General features: G+C 63.2%; 17 protein-coding genes. 16 read left to right on the top strand and 1 reads right to left on the bottom strand.

Annotation, left to right across the window (positions count from 1 at the left end):
* Positions 1-100: 100 nt before the first annotated feature.
* The 13 genes from ACFJGV_RS06325 (at position 101) to ACFJGV_RS06265 (ending at position 16,322) form a co-directional block, all read left to right on the top strand.
* Positions 101-1,576, top strand: coding sequence for a sugar transferase (locus ACFJGV_RS06325; RefSeq protein WP_378148647.1), 1,476 nt, complete (start codon positions 101-103; stop codon positions 1,574-1,576).
* Between the two features lie 509 nt (positions 1,577-2,085).
* Complete coding sequence (locus ACFJGV_RS06320) at positions 2,086-3,207, top strand: glycosyltransferase (RefSeq protein ID WP_378147692.1); 1,122 nt, start codon at positions 2,086-2,088, stop codon at positions 3,205-3,207.
* Positions 3,204-4,235, top strand: coding sequence for a glycosyltransferase family 4 protein (locus ACFJGV_RS06315; RefSeq protein ID WP_378147691.1), 1,032 nt, complete (start codon positions 3,204-3,206; stop codon positions 4,233-4,235). Before ACFJGV_RS06320 ends, ACFJGV_RS06315 begins: the two co-directional genes overlap by 4 nt.
* Positions 4,219-4,914 carry a DapH/DapD/GlmU-related protein gene (locus ACFJGV_RS06310; protein WP_378147689.1) on the top strand — a complete coding sequence of 232 codons (696 nt, stop codon included), beginning with the start codon at positions 4,219-4,221 and terminating at the stop codon, positions 4,912-4,914. Before ACFJGV_RS06315 ends, ACFJGV_RS06310 begins: the two co-directional genes overlap by 17 nt.
* Before the next feature lie 8 nt (positions 4,915-4,922).
* Positions 4,923-6,038, top strand: a complete 1,116-nt coding sequence (locus ACFJGV_RS06305) for a glycosyltransferase family 4 protein (protein WP_378147688.1) — start codon at positions 4,923-4,925, stop codon at positions 6,036-6,038.
* The gene (locus ACFJGV_RS06300) at positions 6,023-7,411 is read left to right on the top strand and encodes an O-antigen ligase family protein (protein ID WP_378147686.1); all 1,389 of its coding nucleotides are present in this window, start codon (positions 6,023-6,025) and stop codon (positions 7,409-7,411) included. The genes ACFJGV_RS06305 and ACFJGV_RS06300 overlap by 16 nt, the downstream gene beginning before the upstream one ends.
* A 359-nt stretch (positions 7,412-7,770) precedes the next feature.
* Positions 7,771-8,670, top strand: coding sequence for a glycosyltransferase family 4 protein (locus ACFJGV_RS06295; protein WP_378147684.1), 900 nt, complete (start codon positions 7,771-7,773; stop codon positions 8,668-8,670).
* A gap of 3 nt (positions 8,671-8,673) precedes the next feature.
* Positions 8,674-9,903 (top strand): hypothetical protein, encoded by a 1,230-nt coding sequence (locus tag ACFJGV_RS06290; protein ID WP_378147683.1) that lies wholly within the window; start codon positions 8,674-8,676, stop codon positions 9,901-9,903.
* A gap of 124 nt (positions 9,904-10,027) precedes the next feature.
* Complete coding sequence (locus ACFJGV_RS06285) at positions 10,028-11,341, top strand: UDP-glucose dehydrogenase family protein (RefSeq protein WP_378148646.1); 1,314 nt, start codon at positions 10,028-10,030, stop codon at positions 11,339-11,341.
* Between the two features lie 51 nt (positions 11,342-11,392).
* Positions 11,393-13,297, top strand: coding sequence for a DUF4012 domain-containing protein (locus ACFJGV_RS06280; protein WP_378147682.1), 1,905 nt, complete (start codon positions 11,393-11,395; stop codon positions 13,295-13,297).
* Positions 13,298-13,397: 100 nt separating this feature from the next.
* Positions 13,398-13,943 carry an LPXTG cell wall anchor domain-containing protein gene (locus tag ACFJGV_RS06275; protein WP_378147681.1) on the top strand — a complete coding sequence of 182 codons (546 nt, stop codon included), beginning with the start codon at positions 13,398-13,400 and terminating at the stop codon, positions 13,941-13,943.
* 129 nt (positions 13,944-14,072) lie between these two features.
* Positions 14,073-15,578 (top strand): malate:quinone oxidoreductase, encoded by a 1,506-nt coding sequence (locus ACFJGV_RS06270; protein ID WP_378147679.1) that lies wholly within the window; start codon positions 14,073-14,075, stop codon positions 15,576-15,578.
* 6 nt (positions 15,579-15,584) lie between these two features.
* Positions 15,585-16,322 (top strand): hypothetical protein, encoded by a 738-nt coding sequence (locus ACFJGV_RS06265; RefSeq protein WP_378147678.1) that lies wholly within the window; start codon positions 15,585-15,587, stop codon positions 16,320-16,322.
* 357 nt (positions 16,323-16,679) lie between these two features.
* Here the strand turns inward: ACFJGV_RS06265 and ACFJGV_RS06260 are convergent, their stop codons facing one another.
* Complete coding sequence (locus ACFJGV_RS06260) at positions 16,680-17,021, bottom strand: SdpI family protein (protein ID WP_378147677.1); 342 nt, start codon at positions 17,019-17,021, stop codon at positions 16,680-16,682.
* 39 nt (positions 17,022-17,060) lie between these two features.
* Between ACFJGV_RS06260 and ACFJGV_RS06255 the strand changes: the two genes are divergently transcribed.
* The 3 genes from ACFJGV_RS06255 (at position 17,061) to ACFJGV_RS06245 (ending at position 19,885) form a co-directional block, all read left to right on the top strand.
* On the top strand, positions 17,061-17,408 hold the full coding sequence (locus ACFJGV_RS06255; RefSeq protein WP_378147675.1) for a GntR family transcriptional regulator: 348 nt from the start codon (positions 17,061-17,063) through the stop codon (positions 17,406-17,408).
* Positions 17,405-18,385, top strand: a complete 981-nt coding sequence (locus tag ACFJGV_RS06250) for a hypothetical protein (RefSeq protein ID WP_378147673.1) — start codon at positions 17,405-17,407, stop codon at positions 18,383-18,385. The genes ACFJGV_RS06255 and ACFJGV_RS06250 overlap by 4 nt, the downstream gene beginning before the upstream one ends.
* A 114-nt stretch (positions 18,386-18,499) precedes the next feature.
* Complete coding sequence (locus tag ACFJGV_RS06245) at positions 18,500-19,885, top strand: DUF222 domain-containing protein (RefSeq protein ID WP_378147671.1); 1,386 nt, start codon at positions 18,500-18,502, stop codon at positions 19,883-19,885.
* The last annotated feature ends 306 nt before the right edge of the window (positions 19,886-20,191 follow it).

The raw sequence follows: 20,191 nt of genomic DNA, 5'->3' as shown, positions 1-20,191 counted from the left end.
AAGGGGGATGGAGTGCCGCGGTCGCGCTATGGCACACTTGCTCCGTTGACTAATAGACGACGGCGTCTCGAGAGATCGGTGGGGGCGGCGGGTGTCAATCATGTCAGGTGAGCGTGGAGATACGACGTCGAACGTGAGCACATGCGCGGTCGACTGGCGAAAGGCGTATGCGCGGCGCCTGATCGTGACGGACTTCCTCGTCTTGGCGTGGGTCATCTTCGGAGTCCAGATCGCATGGTTTGGGTTCGATTCCGCAGATGTGGCGTTTCAGGGCGATGAGAGCGAACTTGCGGTCAGTTATTCTGCGATCTCTGTAATTCTCCTCATTGCGTGGATGATCGTGCTGAGCGTTTACGGAACCCGTGAGCCAAGAGCGATCGGTACCGGGAGTCAGGAGTATCGACTCATAGCCGATGGAGCACTTCGCCTGTTTGGCCTTGTAGCAATCATCGCGTTTCTGTTCCAGATCAACCTCGCTCGTGGATACGTCTTGATCGCCTTCCCTCTCGGGCTGGCTGTGCTTGTGTTCTCGCGATGGATGTGGCGCCAGTGGCTCGGGGTGCAGCGCGCGAAAGGGGAGTACACGTCTCGTGTTCTGCTGGTGGGATCATCGGCCTCGGTCGAGTACTTTGCTAGAGAACTGAGTCGTTTACCGGAGGCGGGCTATCTTGTCGTAGGGGCGTGTGTTCCTACGGGGACCGCGGCGACTGGCATCGCGACAGTTCCCATCTACGGTGATCTGAGCGAAGTGTCGCAGGGGATGACGGCAAGTCGGTCGGATACCGTCATCATCACGAGTACGGACGAACTTCCCCCTGATCGTGTACGTCAGTTGAGCTGGGCGCTGGAACCTGGTCGACAGCACCTCGTTGTCGCTCCCAGCCTCGTCGATATCGGCGGCCCGCGCATTCACACTCGTCCCGTCGCCGGTCTTCCGCTTATCCATGTTGAGACGCCCCGATACGAGGGCAGCAAGCGATTCGCTAAGAGGACTTTTGACGTGGTGGCGTCGGCGTTTGGCTTGGTCTTGCTCTCGCCCGTGCTCATTGCGATAGCCATAGCGGTGCGTCTCGGAAGTGCCGGTCCTGTCTTCTTCCGGCAGGAGCGGGTCGGTCACAACGGCAAGCTCTTCGAGATGCTCAAGTTCCGCTCGATGGTCGTGGATGCCGAACAACGGCTGAATGCACTGCAGCATCAAGAAAGGGCAGAAGGTAACGCCGTGCTGTTCAAGATGAAGGACGACCCGCGGGTCACCACGGTTGGTTCATTCCTCCGCCGTTACAGCCTCGATGAACTCCCGCAGCTGATCAACGTCTTCAACGGGACGATGTCCCTTATCGGGCCAAGGCCACCCCTAGCGCGCGAAGTTGAGCAGTACGAGCAGCATGTGCATCGCCGGTTTCTGGTCAAGCCCGGTATCACCGGGCTCTGGCAGGTGAGTGGACGTTCCAACTTGTCGTGGGATGAGTCGGTGAGGCTTGATCTTTACTACGTTGAGAATTGGTCGCTGACCGGAGACCTCATAATTCTTTGGCGGACGGCGCGAGCGGTGCTGGCTCGTGATGGGGCGTATTGAGATGATCGCTCGTGGGCACAACGAAGCCGGGAAAAGACAGGTGAGCTTTCGATGGTCCTTTGGCTAATTATGCGACGCCGAGTCCCGCTCCTGGGCAGGCTGTTCGAACAGGTTCTCGGTTTGATGGGAATTGAAGTTCCGAGACAGATCGACATACCCAGTTCAACGCGCTTCGTCCATCGTGGGCATGGAACCGTGCTAAGTCCGAACACTCGAGTGGGTGAGAACGTGACGTTCTACCATCGAGTGACAATCGCGAGATCGAACTCGTGGGTGCGTGACCCGGTCACAGAGACCTCAGGTGTTGAAATCGGAAACTGGGCCGTCTTGTGTCCAGGAAGCGTCGTGCTGTTCGGGGCTGAGGCGATCACGGTCGGCGAAGGCACAGTAGTCGGCGCGAACTCGGTACTGACGAGATCGACCGGTGCTTGGGAGATATGGGCTGGATCGCCAGCAAGAAAGGTCGGCGAAAGAGTCGACCGTCCTGACACGAGGCATAGGTCTAACGCATGATGAATGAAGCCAAAAGCGTCGCGATCCTTGGCACACGTGGATACCCCAGCTTCTACGGGGGATTCGAGACTGCAGTGCGCCACCTGGCTCCCTACCTCGCGGATCACGGATGGTCCGTCACGGTTTACGGTCGACCCGGATCCCGCGGTGCATCTGATGACGAGGCGGATCCGCGGATTGAGGTGGTGAGTACTCGCGGTATCGAGTCGAAGTCGCTGAGCACGATCTCTTATGGCTTCACGGGGTCTTTCGACTTGGCGCGGCGGCGCCGACACGATGTGGTGCTCGTCATGAACGTTGCCAACGGGTACTTCTTGCCGTTCCTTCGCGCGCGAGGCATACCGACCTTGGTCAACGTCGACGGGATGGAGTGGGAGCGAGAGAAATGGGGTCGGGTCGCAAAGAAGGTGTTTCTCGGGGGAGCTGCACTGACCGCGAGATGGGCAGACGAGATCGTCGTTGACTCCGAGGTCATCGGCGAGCGGTGGCTGAGCAGATGGGGTCGCAACGGCACATTTATTCCCTATGGCGGGTCGCCAGCGAACGCTTCATCGTCTCCGCCGCTCGGCTTAACGGCCGGCGGATACGTCCTTATCGTGGCCAGATTGGTGCCGGAGAACAGCATTCCAGAGATTCTCGCGACCGTCCCTCGTCTTCCTGTGCACGTACCGGTTGTCCTTGTTGGATCGAGCGGCTACGGCGGAGAACTTGAAGATCGCGCCCGGTCGCTGGACAGCGAGTACTCGAATTTCCACTGGCTCGGCCATGTCAAAGATGACGGTTTACTACATAGTCTCTGGCAGAACGCTGGCGTCTACGTCCATGGTCATAGCGTTGGCGGTACTAATCCCGCTCTCGTTCAGGCCATGGCGCTTGGAGCCCCGACAACGGCAAGAGACACGCCGTTCAACCGTGAGGTAATGGGAGCAGGGGCCTCGTACTGGTCTGATGCAGCATCGCTTGAAGAGTCTGTATTGCAGATAGTTGAATCGCAGGCGCTTCAGAAGCGCCTGCGCGCCCTAGCGATCGAGCGGGCACAGCGGCAATACACCTGGGAACTCGTGTGTGGCGCCTATGACCGAGCGCTCACGGGCCTAGTAGACCGGTCCCGGCGATGAAGCTGCTCTTTGACGGCTTCTGGTGGATGACCGGCCCCCCCTCGGGCAGGCACGTGCTGCGTTCCCTGGTCAAGCAGTGGAGTGAGTCCTTCCCGCAGGACGTAATAAATGTCCGCGTGCCGAAAGAACATCTTGCATCTGTTTCCAACGAGCTGAGCGCGCGGTCCAACGTCACTGCAGTGCCCACGCGACTGCCGAACCACCAGTTGAGTTGCATCGCTATGGGGGGGAGTTACGACGCCATAATCACTCAGAACTTCGCTGCTCTGCGCCGTTCACGTGCGGTGACTGCAGTGCTCGTGCACGATGCGATCTTCGTCGAGCACCCAGAGTGGTTCACTCGGATGGAACGGGCTTACCTGAGTTCGGTCATTCCTCTCGCAAGGCGATCGGATGTCGTGTTCACGTCATCTCGGGCCGAGGCGCTGAGAATAGAGAAAATCTCGAAGCGGAAGGTTCACGACGTGGGGCTTGCGCTTCCCGCCGAGTTCAAGCTCGCGCCATCATCAAAACCCGGGGCAGAAATTCCTCCACGTTTTGTCCTCGCGGTCGGTCGGCTCAATGCGCGGAAGAACCTCGAGATGCTCGTCCGCGCGACGTCGCCGGCCTACCAGGGCGGCACAGCCCTGCCGCTCGTCGTAGTCGGTGAGCGCAACGGCAGGACCGAGTCGCGCGACGAAGAAGCACGCCATGTCACATGGCTTGGTGGTGTTTCTGATGGAGAACTCAAGTGGCTCTACGCGCACTGCGCGGCTTTTGTTTTCCCGTCCCTCGACGAGGGTTTTGGACTCCCCATTCTGGAGGCAGCATCTGAAGGAGCTCGGCTGGCCCTGAGTGAGATCGGCGCGTTCAAGGAACTGGCGCCCGAGTCGTCGTTCTTCGACCCTACAGATCCTGTTGCGATGGCTACATCAATCAGTCGAGCTATGTCCGCGGCTCCGACACCTGTCCACCAGCCGGGGTGGAACGAGGTCTGCGCACGTATGCGAACCGCAATATTGGAGGAGAGCCGTGAACACCTTCATTAGAGGCCGAATCGACTCGCTTTATGCCCGAGAGCGAGCACTGGATGACGGATTGGATCCGGAACTCCCCACGTCGGAGGCTCTACGCTTCATCCGCAGGAAGGCCCTCGAGAGGGCTCGCGGCTTGTTGCACGACCTGCGCGGTTCATACCTTGGGCGTGACGTCGTCACTCGAGGTAAGAAGCAAATTTGGCTTGGAAGGGGAGTCTCGATCGGCGACCGAGTGCAGATCGATGCTCTTTCGAAGCAAGGAATCTATTTCGGGGACAGCGTAACGATCGATACCGGTGCCATTCTGCGAGCATCCGGCGTACTCCGGCATCTCGGAGTCGGAATCCGCATCGGTGAGCGTACCGCGATCGGTGCCTACAATGTGATTCTCGGACAAGGCGGCATCGCTATCGGCCAGGACTGTTTATTGGGGCCAAACGTCTGCGTTGTCTCCGAGAACCACAACTTCAACGACGTTGCACGCCCGATTCGAGAGCAAGGGGAATCGAGGCTGCCCACGACCATCGGCAACGACGTGTGGATCGGCGCGAACTCTGTTGTGCTGGGTGGCGCAATCGTGGGAGATGGTGTTGTGGTGGCGGCTGGTTCGGTCGTGCGAGGAGAGATTCCTCCATTCTCCGTCGTAGCAGGTGCGCCAGCACGAGTCATTCGGAACCGGCTCGACGTATGAGACTCCTCGTGGTTTCGGAGTCTCCTGCAGCCTGGGGTGCGGAAGCCACTCTGATTCAGCTTCTGAAGAGCATGGAAAGAGTGGGCGTCGAGTCCACGGTCGTGATCTCGAGCGGTTCGCCTTTCGCTCCTCACTTGGCAACGCATGGCTTGCACTTTGTGGAGCATGAGTTCCTGATCCGCTCCCCGGCAGGTCGGGTTTCTGGGAATGGCGCACGTCAACGGACAATCCAGCGCCTGTTAGGCCAGCGCAACTTGATTTCGCTGATGCGGCAGCACGATCTGGTCCTTACTTTCAGCTCGTGGCAACTGCCCGAAGCGCAGCTGGCTTCGAGATTGGCTCGCAGACCGCACGCCTTCGATCTACATGAGACTTTCCGCGCCGGTTTTCGCACACGACTGCTTGGCCTATTGATGCGGCAGGCATCTAGATGTTTCGCTCCGACCTTCTCAGTTCTCGAGCAGAATGGCATTGACCGGCAGGGCTTGAGGCTGAGTGTGGTGCCGCGACCTGTCGCCCTTCCGGACATCGACGAAGCCTCGCAGGAGCGTCATCCAGCCGATCGAGACAGACCCGGCCCGTCTGTCGCCATAGTTGGACAGATCGCTGAGCACAAGAGAGTTCGCGAACTAATCACTGCTGTCGATTGGGCTCGCATCGGTGCGAGACTAACCGTCGTCGGCGGTGAAGCAAGCCCAGAGAAGCGCACGGCCTACGAAGCCGAAATTCGCAAGTTGGCCGCTGCGCGCTCGGGGAACGTGCAGGTGATCAACCGAACCTCGGAGCTGGAAAAGATTTACAGCAGGACCGATATAGTTGTGAACTGTTCAGTACACGAGGCCTTTGGCAGGACGGCTGCGGAAGCGGCAGTTTACGGGGCCTATCCAGTTGCAATCGGCCGTTTAGGTCCGGCGGAAGTCATCCGGGATCTGGGGTGGGGTCGGATTCTCGACGACTTCGCGAGTCTAGAAGGCCTCCTTGCGGACCGTGATCTCGTAGAGGAAATCTACTACGGTCGGCGATTAGCGCAGCTGAAGGCTAGAGCCCGGTTTGGGCCCCAAAGCGTCGCTCACGCTTACGCCGATGGGCTGCGACTTGCAGTTTCAGATTGGCGACCAAAGTGAACCAAATTCTGCCTCGGTCATACCTTCTTGGCATTGTCGTCGTCGTCGGCGCGCTCGTGATCGCCGCCATCTTTTGGGGTGGAGTTACCGTCCCGATCGCCCTGTTGCTTCTCGGCGGCGTCTTCGCGGCAGCGCTGCGGTGGCCTCTGTTTGCCTGGGCGGCCTATCTCATTGCGATCAACGTCAACGGCCTGATCGTGGTTGCCGGCGGAGTCTCGATCAAACCTGAGATAGTCGGCCTTCTTCTTTTGTTACTTGCGCTGAGGAAGAACTCGCCAAGCTCCAGGCTGAGCCAGCCGGCGCGGGTCGGGGGCGGGGCGGTGGTGGTAGCGCTCTTACTCTTACTGTCACTCTTCTTGGCCAGCGTGTTGCGCGCACCCGAGTCGGATAAGAGCCTGTGGATTTGGATTCAGTTTTCCATGTCCGTGGTCGCGTTTCTGATGATTGCGCACCAGCGAGCGATAGACCCCCGCTTCATCCGCATTGGCAACGTTGTTGTCGGGGCCATCTGCCTCGTCAGCCTGACCGGCTTTGTGGGGGCACTCGTCGGAGTAGTCCCGCCCGGGACGATGGGCGTGGGCCCCGATATGAGGCTGATCGGGTTCTCCATCGAGACGAACATTTTCGCCGCGCAGGTCGTTTCGTGGCTTGCGGTCGTGTGGTGTGTGCGGGTGCGGCCGTCTCGATGGGAACGGGCACTCCTAATCGTGATGGTCCTCGCGGTGCTTCTTGCGGGCACTCGTTCGGCATGGCTTGCTGGCGCGGTCCTTCTGGCTGCCATGTTGGGGAGCCACTTCCGACGAAGCATGTGGTCACTCTTGATCTCTTCGGTACTGCTCGTCCTCGCGGCCACCACACCCGCCGTCATTGGCGTGATCGCAGCCGGGAGTCCGCCGGACAGTCTTGCTTGGAGGTTGAACAACCTTATGAGTTTTGACACTGGGACGGGCGCCTACAGGGTTAACATCTACGACACCGCTTGGGCCGAGATCGTTACTTGGCCGAGATGGCTAGTGGGTTCAGGGATGAATTCGTACTCCCAATTCCATCCCATCGATGCAACAAATCAATATGCTGAGTACCTCGGAAATGTTTGGTTGGCGCTTCTGTACGACGGCGGCGTAATCGCAGCACTGCTGTTCGTGGTGCTGCTGATAATCACTATTCGGTCTGCCGCACTACCCGGTCGCTCCGCCGTGACGATCGCCGCCGTTCTTCTGTGCTCAACAGCTACCAACATCATCTGGTTTCAATTCGCCTGGGTGGCGATCGGGCTGAGTATTCATGGCCGGGCTCTTGATCGAGACCCCATGAAGGCCACGGATAAGAAGGCCATTCTCGCGAGCACACCCGCGCTGGGGTATCGGACATGAGAGGGGCCGAGATGTCAGATGCCGACATCGTGATCTGTGCATTCGCATGTCACCCGCAGATGAGTAGCGAAGCGGGAATCGGTTGGATGTTCTTGAGGCATATCGCGGAGGCGGCTCGCGATTCTAGTCTCAGAGTTGTCGCTTACATGAACGTCCGATCCGCGGAAGCGACGATTCCCGAGTTGAGGAGTCTTAGTCTGACGGACACAGTGACAGTGGTGCCAGTGGACGTACCTCGGGGTCTGCGGTTTCTCCTCCACCCGAAACTAACTCGTATTGAGTACGTCGTATGGACCGGACTTGTTCGTCGCAAGCTAGCAGCTCTTCGACGTAGAGGCCGCGCTATTCTCGGCTGGCACGTGACATTCGCTTCCGAAATTCTCCCCACGGCGGTGTCCTCCTTGGGACGCGATACCTTTCGCGTTTGGGGGCCGGTGGGTTCTTCCGGAAACTGGAGGGCATTCGTTCGAGAACCGCGTGAGCCGGGTTGGTTTTCCGACGCAGTCAAACAGGTAATCCGGGATCAGGTCTCGCCGATCATTGCGAGGTGGATATCCCGCCGTGTCGACCTGGTGCTGGCTCAAACAGACGACGTAGCGCTGAAGCTTTCAGGGTCCGTGCGCACCGTAGTCTTTCCAAACGTGGTTCTGCCTAGCCGCCTGGTCGATGAAGTCGACCTCGGCGAAGCCGACCGGGACTCTGAGGATCATGATGAGAATCGTCCGCTTCGAATCGTGTCCGCGGGTCATCTGACGTCCAGAAAGCGTTTCGCTCTCGCCCTCGCGGCGATGAGGTCTCCTGAACTCTCAAATTCTCGGTTGTTGTTGGCGGGTGCTCCCCTTCCTGGCACCCGAAACTATCTTCCGGGTCTCGCTAAGACGCTTGGGGTAGACGGACGGGTTACATTCCTGGGGAAAATTCCGCGTGGGGACTTGATGAAACTGCTGTCGACCGCGGATGTGTTCGTGCACCTTTCGGCGCGGGAGGGGGCGCCGGGAATCGTTGGCGAAGCCACGAGTGCTGGAACACCCGTCGTGTGTCTCGAAGGGACCGGCTCAAGCGCGATCCTTCGGCTTTCAGGCGGAAACGGCGTGTCGCTGAACTCGAGTGACCTTAGTACCGAGGGCATCGCTCACGCGGTTCGCTCTGCCGCGTCGATGCGCCGACGTCCGTTCTCGGGGTGGAGTGAAGGTCGAATTCGCGACATGATCGATCAAGTCCTCGATGAAGCGATCAAGCGCCGTGGAGAGAAGAACTAGGCTTTGAGACGGCTCTCTTCTGCGACAAGGATCGCTGACCAGGTCGGCTGGTCGGCTGCGTTCTTCTTGTTCAACTCCGCCGCGCTCGCCAGTCTGAACACGGCGGGATTCGCCGCGCTTGCGGTTGCAACCGCCGTCGCATTCATCGCTATCGCGATGAACCGTTCGTTTGCCTTAACGTCAGGTGTGGTTGCTGGGGCCTCTGTCGGTGTTACATCCACGGAGTCCGTGTCGATTCGACGCGTGTATGCATCGACTGCCGTGTTCTCTCTCGCCACTGGCGCGGTCATGTATGTCTGGCTGTCGCTGAGCGGCTCTGCGATAGGACAGGCGGTGGAGTTGGCCGCTCTAGCAGCGGTGATGGTTGCCTCAGATTCACCGCGGCAGATATTGATCGTCTCGGGTCGCTACATTCAGTCGCTTGGACTATCCATCGGTTATGCAGTCGGGGGGCTGTTGGGGTTCGCCCTGTCTCAGCTTTGGGAGAACGTATCTGGTGTCCTTTGGATAGCGGTGCTCCTAGTGATAGCGGCCCTGGGAGCGATGCTCGTGGCCGTTGGGCAGCGGAACCGAGCGAGATCCCATCGTGCTGCGCATGTAGGAAATCTAGGAGCCGCGCTGGCGCTCGAAGCGGCCTACTACGGGCTGGCAGGTCAGCTCGGACTTATCTTGCTGTTCGCGCTCAGCTCTGACGCCGCGACCGCCTCGCTGAGGATCAGCTATGCACTCGTCTTCGCACCTGCTTTTTCGCTCTTGCAGGGCCTGATGCCAATCCTCGTGCGCAAGCTGTCGGAGTCACGGGTGGGGGAGAACGTGCGCCAGTTGCGCCGCTTGCTCGTTCAATGGGCGCTGCTGACCACCTCAGGCGCTGGAGTGTCTGCGCTGCTCTCGCTGATCTGGTTGCCTTATTTCGCCGCAGTCAACGTTTCAGATCTTTTGCCTTTTCTGATTCCAGTCGGCGTCTCTCTGGTGTCATCGCAAATCCTCGAGGCAGTGGTCTTAGGTAAGCGAATCGACTCGGGAACCAAGGGACTACACCTTCAGCGTTCGATCCTGGCGGGCGCGGACATGGCGAGTCAGGCCGCTGGAGTCATTTTTCTGGGTGTGCCGGGTCTCGTGGCCGCAATCTCGTTGATCAGCGTGGTCAAGCTTGGATTGGCCATGTTCTACTTCTCGTCGATTGGCCGCGGCTCAGAGCCTCGCGATGTCTCGACAGCTGGGATAGGGACATGAGCGTGCAGAGTCGACAGAATCTTGAGGCTCATGAGGGTCCTCCGTCCGCATGCCGGTCTCGACGCCAGGTCACAAGAGTCGGATCCGCGCCTCGGGCAGACTTCGTTATGGATTGGAGAGAGAGTTGAAGATCTCGGTTATCGGTTGCGGCTACCTTGGAGCAGTGCACGCGGCGTCCATGGCGGAGCTGGGCCATGATGTCGTCGGCATCGACATTGATGAGGCGAAGATCGCAGCACTGTCGGAGGGTCGAGCTCCCTTTTTCGAGCCTGGCCTGCCCGAGATCTTGCAGTCTGCGCTCGCAAGCGGACGTCTCACCTTCTCCACGGACTTCGCCGCAGTTGGTGGCGCGACGGTTCATTTCGTGGCTGTCGGGACGCCGCAGAAGCCGGGGGAGTACGCGGCCGATCTGACCTATGTGAACGCTGCGGTGGACGCGCTCGTCCCTCATCTAAAGGACGGCGACCTGGTCGTTGGAAAGTCGACCGTTCCGGTCGGGACCGCCGCTGCACTGTCGGCACGAATCTACGCGAACAACCAAACCGCCTCCCTAGCGTGGAACCCCGAGTTCTTGCGAGAGGGATTTGCCGTTAAGGACACCATCTCGCCCGACCGTCTCGTCTACGGCGTGCCGGCGGGGGAAACGGGGGAGCGGGCATCCGCTCTCCTTGACGAGGTCTACGCCGCAGCGCTCCAGAACGACACGCCCCGAGTCGTCACAGACTTCGCCACTGCGGAACTGGTGAAGGTCGCCGCGAACGCATTCCTCGCCACAAAGATCTCGTTCATAAACGCGATGGCGGAGATCGCGGAGGTCAGCGGCGCGGATGTGACGAGCCTCGCCGACGCGATCGGCTACGACGCCCGCATCGGTCGCCGATTCCTCAACGCCGGCGTCGGATTCGGCGGAGGCTGTCTCCCGAAGGACATTCGGGCCTTCTCTGCTCGCGCGGAGGAGCTCGGGCGCGGCGAGTCCGTGGCGTTCCTCAAGGAGGTCGACGCGATCAACCTCCGACGCCGTCAACGAGTCGTCGACCTGGTCAAGGAGGAGCTTGGCGGCCAGGTCTACAAGAAGAAGGTCGCCGTCTTGGGTCTGGCCTTCAAGCCCGATTCCGACGACATCCGGGATTCGCCTGCGTTGGACGTAGCGGTTCAACTCCATGGGCTGGGCGCGGAGGTCGTGGCGACCGATCCTGAGGCGATCGAGAACTCGCGGAAGCGACACCCCCAGCTCCTCTTCACAGATAACATCGACACGGCAGTCAATCGTGCTGACGCCATCGTGGTTCTGACCGAGTGGAAGCAGTTTAGAGAGCTCGACCCTGTCGCACTCGCGGAGAAGGTCGACAACCCGCTGATCATCGACGGTCGCAACTGCCTCGATCCTGGGCGCTGGAGGACCGCTGGGTGGACCTATCGGGGCATGGGGCGTCCCTAGCCGCACCCGCGGCCAGGTGCCTACGAAGTTCTTGCTGATTGAATGACGTCTGTGGGTGGGGACATCGAAGGCGAGGCGCAGCTGGCGGGCGACCAGGCCACTGATCGCGTGCCGTCCCGGCGCGATGCTAGGCGATCTCGATCGGAGTCCCGCTTGCGGCGTTCGCGGCGGATCATCGGTTGGTCAATAGTTGGAGTCTTCGCCGTCCTGATCGCGTGCGTGGTCTGGGTCGGCGTGCGTGGCGTGCTGGCTAAGGATCACCTCGAGGCGGCGATCCCGCTCGCGAAGAGCACTCAGGACCAGATTGTCGACGGCTCCACTGACGGCGCGTCAGCCGATGCCCGAGCGCTCGCCGACCATGCTCGAGCCGCGGCAGACCTGACGAGCGACCCGATCTGGCGTGCGGGCGAACTCGTGCCGTGGGTCGGCCCCAACCTCCGGGCCGTTCGTCAGGCCGCCGAAGCGACGGACCTTGTCGCGTCGGGTGTGGTCGTCCCTCTGACGACGAGCGTTCAGCAGATTGGGTTGTCGAGCTTCCAACCGGTCGACGGCAAGATTGCGCTGCAGCCGCTCCTCGACGTGCAGCAGACGGTCGCAGGAGCGCGCCAGAACATCGGAACCGCAGCCGACATCGTGGATGACATCGAGACGGATGACCTGCTGCCACAGGTGTTAAGCGCTGTGAGCCTTCTCCGCACGTCGGTCGATCAGGCAAGCGGTGTTCTCATTGGGGTTGACAATGCGACGCAGCTCATCCCCGCGATGCTCGGCGCCGAGGGGCCGCGCAACTACTTGCTCGCCTTCCAGAACCCCGCCGAGCTTCGCGCGGGCGGCGGCATCACGAGCGCTCTGGCTCTGATTCACACGGAGGGCGGCAGCGTGAGCCTGGTTCAGCAGGCGTCAAGCGGGGACTTCAAGAAGTTCGATACACCTGTGATCCAGCTTCCGGACGAGACTCGAGGCTTGTTCCAGGACAAGGCAGCCCAGTTCGTACAGAACACGACGCTCGTGCCGCAATTCGATCTCAGCGGCCAGATCGCGTCGAAGATGTGGACCGATCGGTTCGGGGGCAGCGTCGATGGCGTCATGACCTTCGACCCCGTGGCATTGAGCTACCTTCTCGGGGCGACGGGCCCCATCCAGCTCACCGGGATCAACGAGCAACTCGACTCCTCCAACGCCGTGAAGTTTCTGCTCAGCGGCGTCTACGAGCGGTATCCAGACCCGAAGGTGCAGGACGCCGCGTTCGCCGAGGTCGCGAAGGCCGTCTTCGAACGTGTTTCCACGGGGAGCATCGACCAGAAGAAGCTGCTCGACGCCATGATGCGCGCCGGACAAGAGCAGCGGTTTAAGCTGTGGAGCGCGCATCCCGAGGAGCAGGCCGTCTTGGACCAGACGTCGCTGGCCGGGCCGCTGCCCGTCACGACCGATGACACGACCGGCGTAGGGCTTTATCTCAACGACGCGACCGGCGCGAAGATGGACTACTTCCTCACGGCCTCCACCATTACGACGTCGCAGTCATGCCGCGCCGACGGTCGGCCGATCATCCGAGTCCAGACCACCCTGACCAATACCGCTCCGGCAGACGCGGCGACGGCCCTGCCCAAGTACGTCACCGGCGGCGGGGACTTCGGGGTGACCCCGGGCAACGTCGCGACGTACGTTTACATCTACGGCCCCGACGGCCCTGATGACCCCGTGAACGCCTCGATCTCGCTCGGCATCGACGCTGGGATCGCGGGTGGACAGGCTCGTACTGCCGTGGATCAGAACCACACCGTCGCCGAGTTCAAGGTCGAACTGGCACCCGGCGAGAGTCGCACGCTCACCGCAGATTTCCTCGCCCAGCCAGGGGATCCTCTCGATGTCTCGCTGCAGCAGACCCCCATGGTGACGCCCAGTGTTTACACGAACGAAATATTGCCGGAGTCCTCAACCTGCGAGTTCGGGTAGTATCGACCGTGATTCATCTGCATCGTCGGTTCTACGAACAGTGATCTGGGCGTAGGGCTCCTGCACTGAAACTCAACAAACAAGGGTGGGGAACTCCTTCATGATCAAGAAAGTACTGGCGGGTCTGGCCATCGCGGCTGCCGCTCTCTTCGTTGCTCCTGCGGCTGCGCAGGCTTACATTCCGACCGGTGACATCACCGGCCCCGCGACCGTCGGTGCCGGCGGCTCGGGAACCTTCTCCTTCAACGGCTACGACCCCAACGAGCAGGTCAGCTTCACGCTGACCGGTGAGAACGGTGCGGGCGCGAGTCTCGGCTCGGTCGTCGCCGCCGTCTCGAGCGCCAACATCGTCAAGGGCACCGACGGCTCCGGGGCGGTCTCCGTCACCGTGACGCTCCCGTCGAACGCGACCGGCGCCTACACGCTGACCGGCACCGGCCTCTCGTCCGGCGCGATCGGCTCGATCGTCTTCTCGGCTGGCTCGTCGACCGGTGGCTCCTCCTCCGGTGGTTCGACCGGCGGTCTGCCCAACACCGGTGCGACCATCCCCACCCTCGGCCTCTGGGCCGGTGGCGGACTGCTCGCCCTCGGTGCCGCCTTCGTGATCGTGCTCACGATCGTCCGTCGCCAGAAGGCCTCTCACTGACAGTCACCCGACTGATCTCGGGCGGTTGATCCGCACCCGATAGCGAAGACCCCTCGTCGAAAGGCGGGGGGTCTTTGCTGTTCCTGTGCACAGTGCCTGCCCCGTCTTCTCGCTGTATACACTGGGTTGGTGAGCACAAAGAGCGTGGATGTCATCCTGATCGGCGGCGGCATCATGAGTGCCACCCTCGGCACGATGATCAAGCAGTTGCAGCCCGACTGGTCGATCGTCCTCTTCGAGCGGCTGAACGATGTCGCCCTCGAGAGCTCGAACCCGTGGAACAACGCCGGCACCGGCCACGCGGCGCTCGCCGAGCTCAACTACATGCCCGAGGCGGCCGACGGCACGATGGAGCCGTCGAAGGCGATCAACATCAACGAGCAGTTCCAGGTGAGCCGTCAGTTCTGGGCCTCGCTCGTCGAGTCCGGCGTGCTCGACGCGCCCAGCACGTTCATCAACCCCACGCCACACATGACGTTCGTGCGCGGGGCCGACAACGTCGACTACCTCCGTCGGCGTTGGGAGATCCTGAAGGACGAGCCGCTCTTCGAGGGCATCGAGTTCAGCGACGACCCGCGCCAGATCTACAAGTGGGCGCCGCTGCTCATGCGTCACCGTCAGAAGGACGAGAAGATCGCGGCGACGCGCATCACGAGCGGCACCGACGTCGACTTCGGCGCGCTCACCCATCAGCTCGTCGACTACCTGCGCGCGAACGGCGTCGACTACCGCGGTGAGACCACCGTCAAGGGCCTCAAGAAGCAGAAGGACGGCTCCTGGACGGTCCGCGTCCGCGAGCGCATCGGCGGCACCCCGTACTCCATCAACGGCAAGTTCGTCTTCGTCGGCGCAGGCGGAGGGGCGCTGTCGCTCCTGCAGAAGTCCGGCATCCCCGAGATCAAGGGGTTCGGCGGGTTCCCGATCAGCGGCAAGTTCTTCCGCACCGACAACCCCGAGATCGTCGCGCAGCATCAGGCCAAGGTCTACGGCAAGGCGTCGGTCGGCGCCCCGCCCATGTCGGTGCCGCACCTCGACACCCGCGTCGTCGACGGCCAGGCGTCGCTGCTCTTCGGCCCGTACGCGGGCTTCAGCCCGAAGTTCCTCAAGACGGGCTCGTGGTTCGACCTTCCCGGGTCCATCCGGCTGCACAACCTCGGTCCGATGCTGGCCGTCGCGCGCGACAACTTCGACCTCGTCAAGTACCTCATCAGCGAGCTGCTCGCGAGCCGCAGCAAGAAGCTGGAGGCGCTCCGCGAGTTCATGCCGACCGCGCAGTCGAAGGACTGGCGCCTCATCACGGCCGGCCAGCGCGTGCAGGTCATGAAGAAGGATGCGAAGCGCGGCGGAGTGCTCCAGTTCGGCACCGAGGTCGTCACCTCCGCCGACGGGTCGATCGCCGGCCTTCTCGGTGCGTCGCCCGGTGCGTCCACCGCCGTGCCGATCATGGTCGATCTGGTCCGCAAGTGCTTCCCCGAGCAGTCGAAGGCGTGGGAGCCCAAGCTGAAGCAGCTCATCCCATCACTCGGCACGAAGCTCAACACCGATCCCGCGGCGGCGGAGCGTTCGCTCGAGGAGACCGCCCGCGCGCTCGACCTCACCCGGTCCGACGAGATGGCCGTGGTCGCGGCGAGCTGATCCGACATGAGAGCACACGGGGGAGTGCGGCGGGGAATGGGCCTCGCCGCGATCGTGACTATGGGGATGCTCGTCCTCACCGGGTGCTTCGTGGTGCCGCTCGCCGACGGGCGGTCGCCGTTCGACGCAGGCGGCCCGAGCTTCGACCAGGTGGAGGCTCAAGAGGGTCCGATCCAGGCCGTGGTCGACGAGGCGCTGCAGGGCACCGGGTGGGCGGCGACGGTGTCCACCGCGCAAGACAACTGCGAGGGCCCGTGCAACCTCCGGCTCGGAATCGACATCACCCCTGAGGCGGCGACCATCGAAGCCGCCGAGAAGTCGGGGGCGCAGGTCAATCGGGGAACCGAGAATCCGATTCCCATGCCACCGGCGACGCTGAAGGCGCTCATCGAGAAGGTCGTCCCCGTGGCGGCGGCAGCGAAGCTCGACGTGAGCTTCATCTCCGACTGCGCAGACGAAGCCGTGCTCGAGCAGGCCGACACATTCGTCGACGCCTGCACCGGCCTCTTCGAGTCGGCCCAGGCTGTTCTCGGGACGACCGACGACTACTTCTCCGACAGCATGTTCCAGCTCCGAGGCAGCGGCAGCTACACCGACGACGAGCTCATCGTCGAGTCGGGGAGCCACAGCGCCGACAGCATCCTCGCCAGGCTGCAGGATGTGCCGAGCGGCGACGGCCTGGGCCAGGGCAGTGGAGGCAGTGGGGAGAGCGGCGGGCTCATCCCCGGGAAGGTGAAGAGTTAGGAGTACTTCCGCTCGATCTCCTGCGCGAGGGGCTTGATCAGCAGGAAGGCGAGAGCGGCGGTCGCGACGGCGAAGCCGATCGCGCGGGTGTAGACCTCGGTGCGGGACATGCTTCCACGCTATCGGATCGCCGCGAGGCACCTCCGTGCACCGGAATGGGGCGGATCTTGCCGGCGTGCGCAGTGTCTCACGGTGCCCGGTGCGACTTTCGGGGAGTCCGGGTATGTTCCAGGCCATGCACGGCCTCGATCTGGATCTGCGGGTGAAGTGCCCCGTCTGCCTGGACGGGTGGGTCTGGGTGCGCGACGGGGATGTCGTCTGCGATCACTGCAGTACCGAGTGGGGGCGCAACGACGTCTAGGTCGTAGGTCGGCTCGCCGCTCGGGCCCCGCGGCTCGCGCTGACCAGCGACATCACGATGGTCGCGACGAACATGGCGACGACGATCGCCGCCAACACGGCGGCCGTGCTCCCCGTCGACAGCAGGGCCCCGAGGGCAGCGACGGCTCCGAGTGCGAACCCCGCCCAGGTCCACGGGGCGGCCGCCCTGTGGCCCGCCGTCCAGGCGGCGGGAGAGCGCAGGGTCGACCCGATCCGGATGCCCACGACACGGTTCTTGCCGAGCACGCCGGCGGCGGCGAGCTGGGTGAGGACAGCCACGAGGAGCAGGAGGAGGGGGAACAGCACCACGCCGGTCATGGTCGCAGCCTAACGCATTGTTCTACTAGCATTACAAACATGCTCTTTCGAGTGGATCACGCCTCACCGACTTCGCTGGCCGATCAGATCGCAGTGCAGGTGCGGGCGGGCATCGCTTCAGGCGAGCTGAGCCCGGGAGAGCGGCTGCCCACCGCCCGCGAACTCGCCCAGGGACTCCATGTGAACATGCACACCGTCCTGCGTGCGTACGCACGACTCCGCGATGAGGGGATGATCGAGATGCGCCAGGGTCGAGGCGCCTGGGTGCGTCCCGAGGCGAACGCGGCTCTCGTGCGAATCAGCGAGCTCGCCGCTCAGCTGGCGGCCGAGGGGCGCAAGCTCGGTCTGTCCCCGCAGGAGCTGACGCGTCTGGTGGAGCTGTCGTGAGCGTTCGGATGCGGTGGGCGGGAGCGCTCGTCGCCCTCGTGGTCCCGGCGCTGGCGATCGGTGTGAGCGGATTGCTCTGGCGGAGCATCCTGGGTGGTCAGGTGGCGTCGCACTGGTCCGACCTCGGCGGCGCCGACGACAGCCTGTCGGCCTCGATCGTGTTCGCCGCGACCCTCTCCGTCGCGGTCGCATCGACCGTCTGCGGTGTCGTCCTGGTGCTGCTCCCGCAGCCGAGCATCCGCGTCAAGCGAGCGGGCCTGTTCTGGTCCGGGTCGGTCGGGGCCGTGGCCGCGGGTAGCTGGCTCGTTCCGGCGGGGCTCACCGTCCAGGCCGGATCACCTGACGGTGCCGTCCTCGGTGGCTGGGTCGTCGTGCTGGCGGTGGTGATCCTCTACGGCGTGGTGCCGTACCTCATCGCTCCGGCGGCGCCGGAGGGAGTCATCCGCGAGCCCGCGACGCTCGCGGCGCCGCTGCGGGCGACCGAGACCGGCGCGTGGGTCCGCACGATCACCGCGCGGTTGTTCCTCTACTGCGCTCTGCTGCTCATCGCGATCGCGATCGTCGTCGAGGTTCCGCTCGTGCTCCTGGGCGAGCCCGCCGCGGGGACGCTCCCGCTCGTGATCCTCGTCGTCGCCGCGATCGGGCTGGCTGCCTTCATCCGGGTGCGGATCACCGTCGACTGGCGGGGGCTGAGGATCGTCTCGCTGCTGCTGCGGATCCCGCTCAAGCGCATCCCGCTCGACAGGATTCGCCGCGCCGACGCCGCCGACCTCAACCCCGGCGAGTGGGGCGGCTGGGGCTACCGAATCCTGCCCGGGCGCTCCGCCCTCATCCTCCGCCGCGGCCCCGGCATGATCGTCACCACGACCGACGACCGGCAGTTCGCGCTCACGCTGAGGGATCCGGAGGTCCCCGTGCGGTTGCTGAACACGCTTCGTGCTTCCGTCTCGGAGGCAGGGGAGAGGGCGGGGAGCTGACGCGGATCGCCGGTCGCGCGCGTCGGAGGTGTGCCTTCGGTGTTGTGGTGGACTTCGCTATGAGCCGCATGCGAACACTTGAGTAATGCTCGTATCTGTGTTTGAATAGTACTCATGACCGGGCCTGAGTTCTTCGCCGAGGGTGACCTCGACGACATCGCCGCCCTCGAGGGCGTGTGCGACTCGGGGCGTGCGGTGAGTGCGGCACACGCGGCGCACCTTCTCGGGCTGGCGCGCTTCACCCGGCGCCGACTGTCTCGCATCCTCGAGACCACGGTCGATACTCCGGAGGCGCAGGAGCACGCGTGGCGGAACCTGGTCGCCGAGACGGCGTGCGCTCTGATCATGGGCGAGGGCCAGGCGCGCAACCAGATCGACCTCGCGTGGGCGCTCACCTCGCAGCTCACGGCCACGCTCGACGGTCTCGCCGTCGGGCGCATCACCCTCGAGCAGGCCAAGGTCATCGTCGACCAGGCCGCCACGGTGCCGGAGGAGGCGCGCGCCGAGTTCGAGTCGAGGCTGCTGAAGGCGGCGGAGGTGCTGTCGCCGCGACGGCTCCGCGATGCTGCGAAGAGGCTTCGCGAGCGGCTCCATCCCGAGTCGATCGAGGTGCGTCATAGGAAGGCGCGCGAAGAGCGATCGGTGTGGGTCGATGCCGAGCTCGACGGCATGGCCGTCATCCACCATGTCGTCGCTGCACATGACGCGCGGGCCATTCTCGATGCTGTCGAGAACACCGTCGAGCGGGTCCATCGGGCGGGCGACACCCGCTCCATTCCCGCGCTGCGCAGCGACGTGCTGCGCGATTTCGTGCTCCGCGGCGAGACCTCGCCGGCCGGTGTGCCCGATGTCGTGCCCACGGTGATGGTCACCATCCCGGTCGAGACGCTGATCGGGCTCGACGACCGCCCGGCCGACCTCTCCGGGTACGGTGCCATCGACGCCGAGACGGCTCGGCGTCTGGCGGCGAAGGCGCCCAGCTTCGCGCGCCTCTTCGTCGACCCGATCGACGGCAGCCCGCTGGCGCTCGGTCGAGAGAAGTACCGCCCCACGGCCGACATGAGGCGTCTGCTGGTCCTCGGCGACGAGACATGTCGCTTCCCGCAGTGCGGGCGACCGGCGATGTACTGCGAGCTCGATCACACCGAGGCGTGGGTCGACGGCGGGCGTACCGATCTCGACAACCTCGCCGCCCTCTGCTCCCGGCACCACCACATCAAGCACGAGGACGGGTGGTCGGTCGAGCAGCTCGAGGGCGGCGTCCTCCGGTGGGTGTCGCCCCTCGGGCGTGTGTACGAGACCACACCGCAGGCCGCGTTCGATGCAGAGCACTTCGGAGCCGAGGAGCGGCCTCCGCTGGCGACACTGCTCGACGAGAGACCGTACTTCGTGGAAGTGCCGCTCGATCCCCCGCCGCCACCGCTGGTGAGCTTCGACGAGTACGCGCTCGCTCTCTGCGGCGCCCCTCCGGGCGCGGTCTTCGTCGCGGGAACCGCCTGAGAGCGGGCGTTCCCGCGCCTTCAACGCCCCCCCGGATGCGGGACAGCGGCAGGGGGCACCGGTCGTCGGGAGGCGAGTCGGTCAAGATCCTCGACGTGACCGTGTAGCAGAGATCGATGTTTAGTGCGCGTGAACCTTCTGTTTCGGGTCTGTTTCCGCCCCACCCAAACGTTGTGCAAATTCATAGTCTCGCCTGAGCCGGTTCTCGGCTACCTGCACCAAGCGCCCCTCTCAGTCGGCTACAGCACCTCCGCCACCGATCGGGCGTCGACCCTTGCCTGAACGATCTCGAGGAGAACTGTGTCT

The organism is Cnuibacter sp. UC19_7, assembly GCF_042699995.1.
Classification (GTDB): Bacteria; Actinomycetota; Actinomycetes; order Actinomycetales; family Microbacteriaceae; genus Cnuibacter.
Note: the sequence above shows the minus strand (reverse complement) of the source record. Positions and strands in the feature narration are given on the sequence as shown.

What these genes read in the sequence shown, in the direction of transcription:
- ACFJGV_RS06275 (WP_378147681.1), top strand. Translation starts at nt 13,398, where the DNA reads ATGATCAAGAAAGTACTGGCGGGTCTGGCCATCGCGGCTGCCGCTCTC.
- ACFJGV_RS06325 (WP_378148647.1), top strand. Translation starts at nt 101, where the DNA reads ATGTCAGGTGAGCGTGGAGATACGACGTCGAACGTGAGCACATGCGCG.
- ACFJGV_RS06260 (WP_378147677.1), bottom strand. Translation starts at nt 17,021, where the DNA reads ATGACCGGCGTGGTGCTGTTCCCCCTCCTCCTGCTCCTCGTGGCTGTC.
- ACFJGV_RS06320 (WP_378147692.1), top strand. Translation starts at nt 2,086, where the DNA reads ATGATGAATGAAGCCAAAAGCGTCGCGATCCTTGGCACACGTGGATAC.
- ACFJGV_RS06265 (WP_378147678.1), top strand. Translation starts at nt 15,585, where the DNA reads ATGAGAGCACACGGGGGAGTGCGGCGGGGAATGGGCCTCGCCGCGATC.
- ACFJGV_RS06245 (WP_378147671.1), top strand. Translation starts at nt 18,500, where the DNA reads ATGACCGGGCCTGAGTTCTTCGCCGAGGGTGACCTCGACGACATCGCC.
- ACFJGV_RS06315 (WP_378147691.1), top strand. Translation starts at nt 3,204, where the DNA reads ATGAAGCTGCTCTTTGACGGCTTCTGGTGGATGACCGGCCCCCCCTCG.
- ACFJGV_RS06255 (WP_378147675.1), top strand. Translation starts at nt 17,061, where the DNA reads ATGCTCTTTCGAGTGGATCACGCCTCACCGACTTCGCTGGCCGATCAG.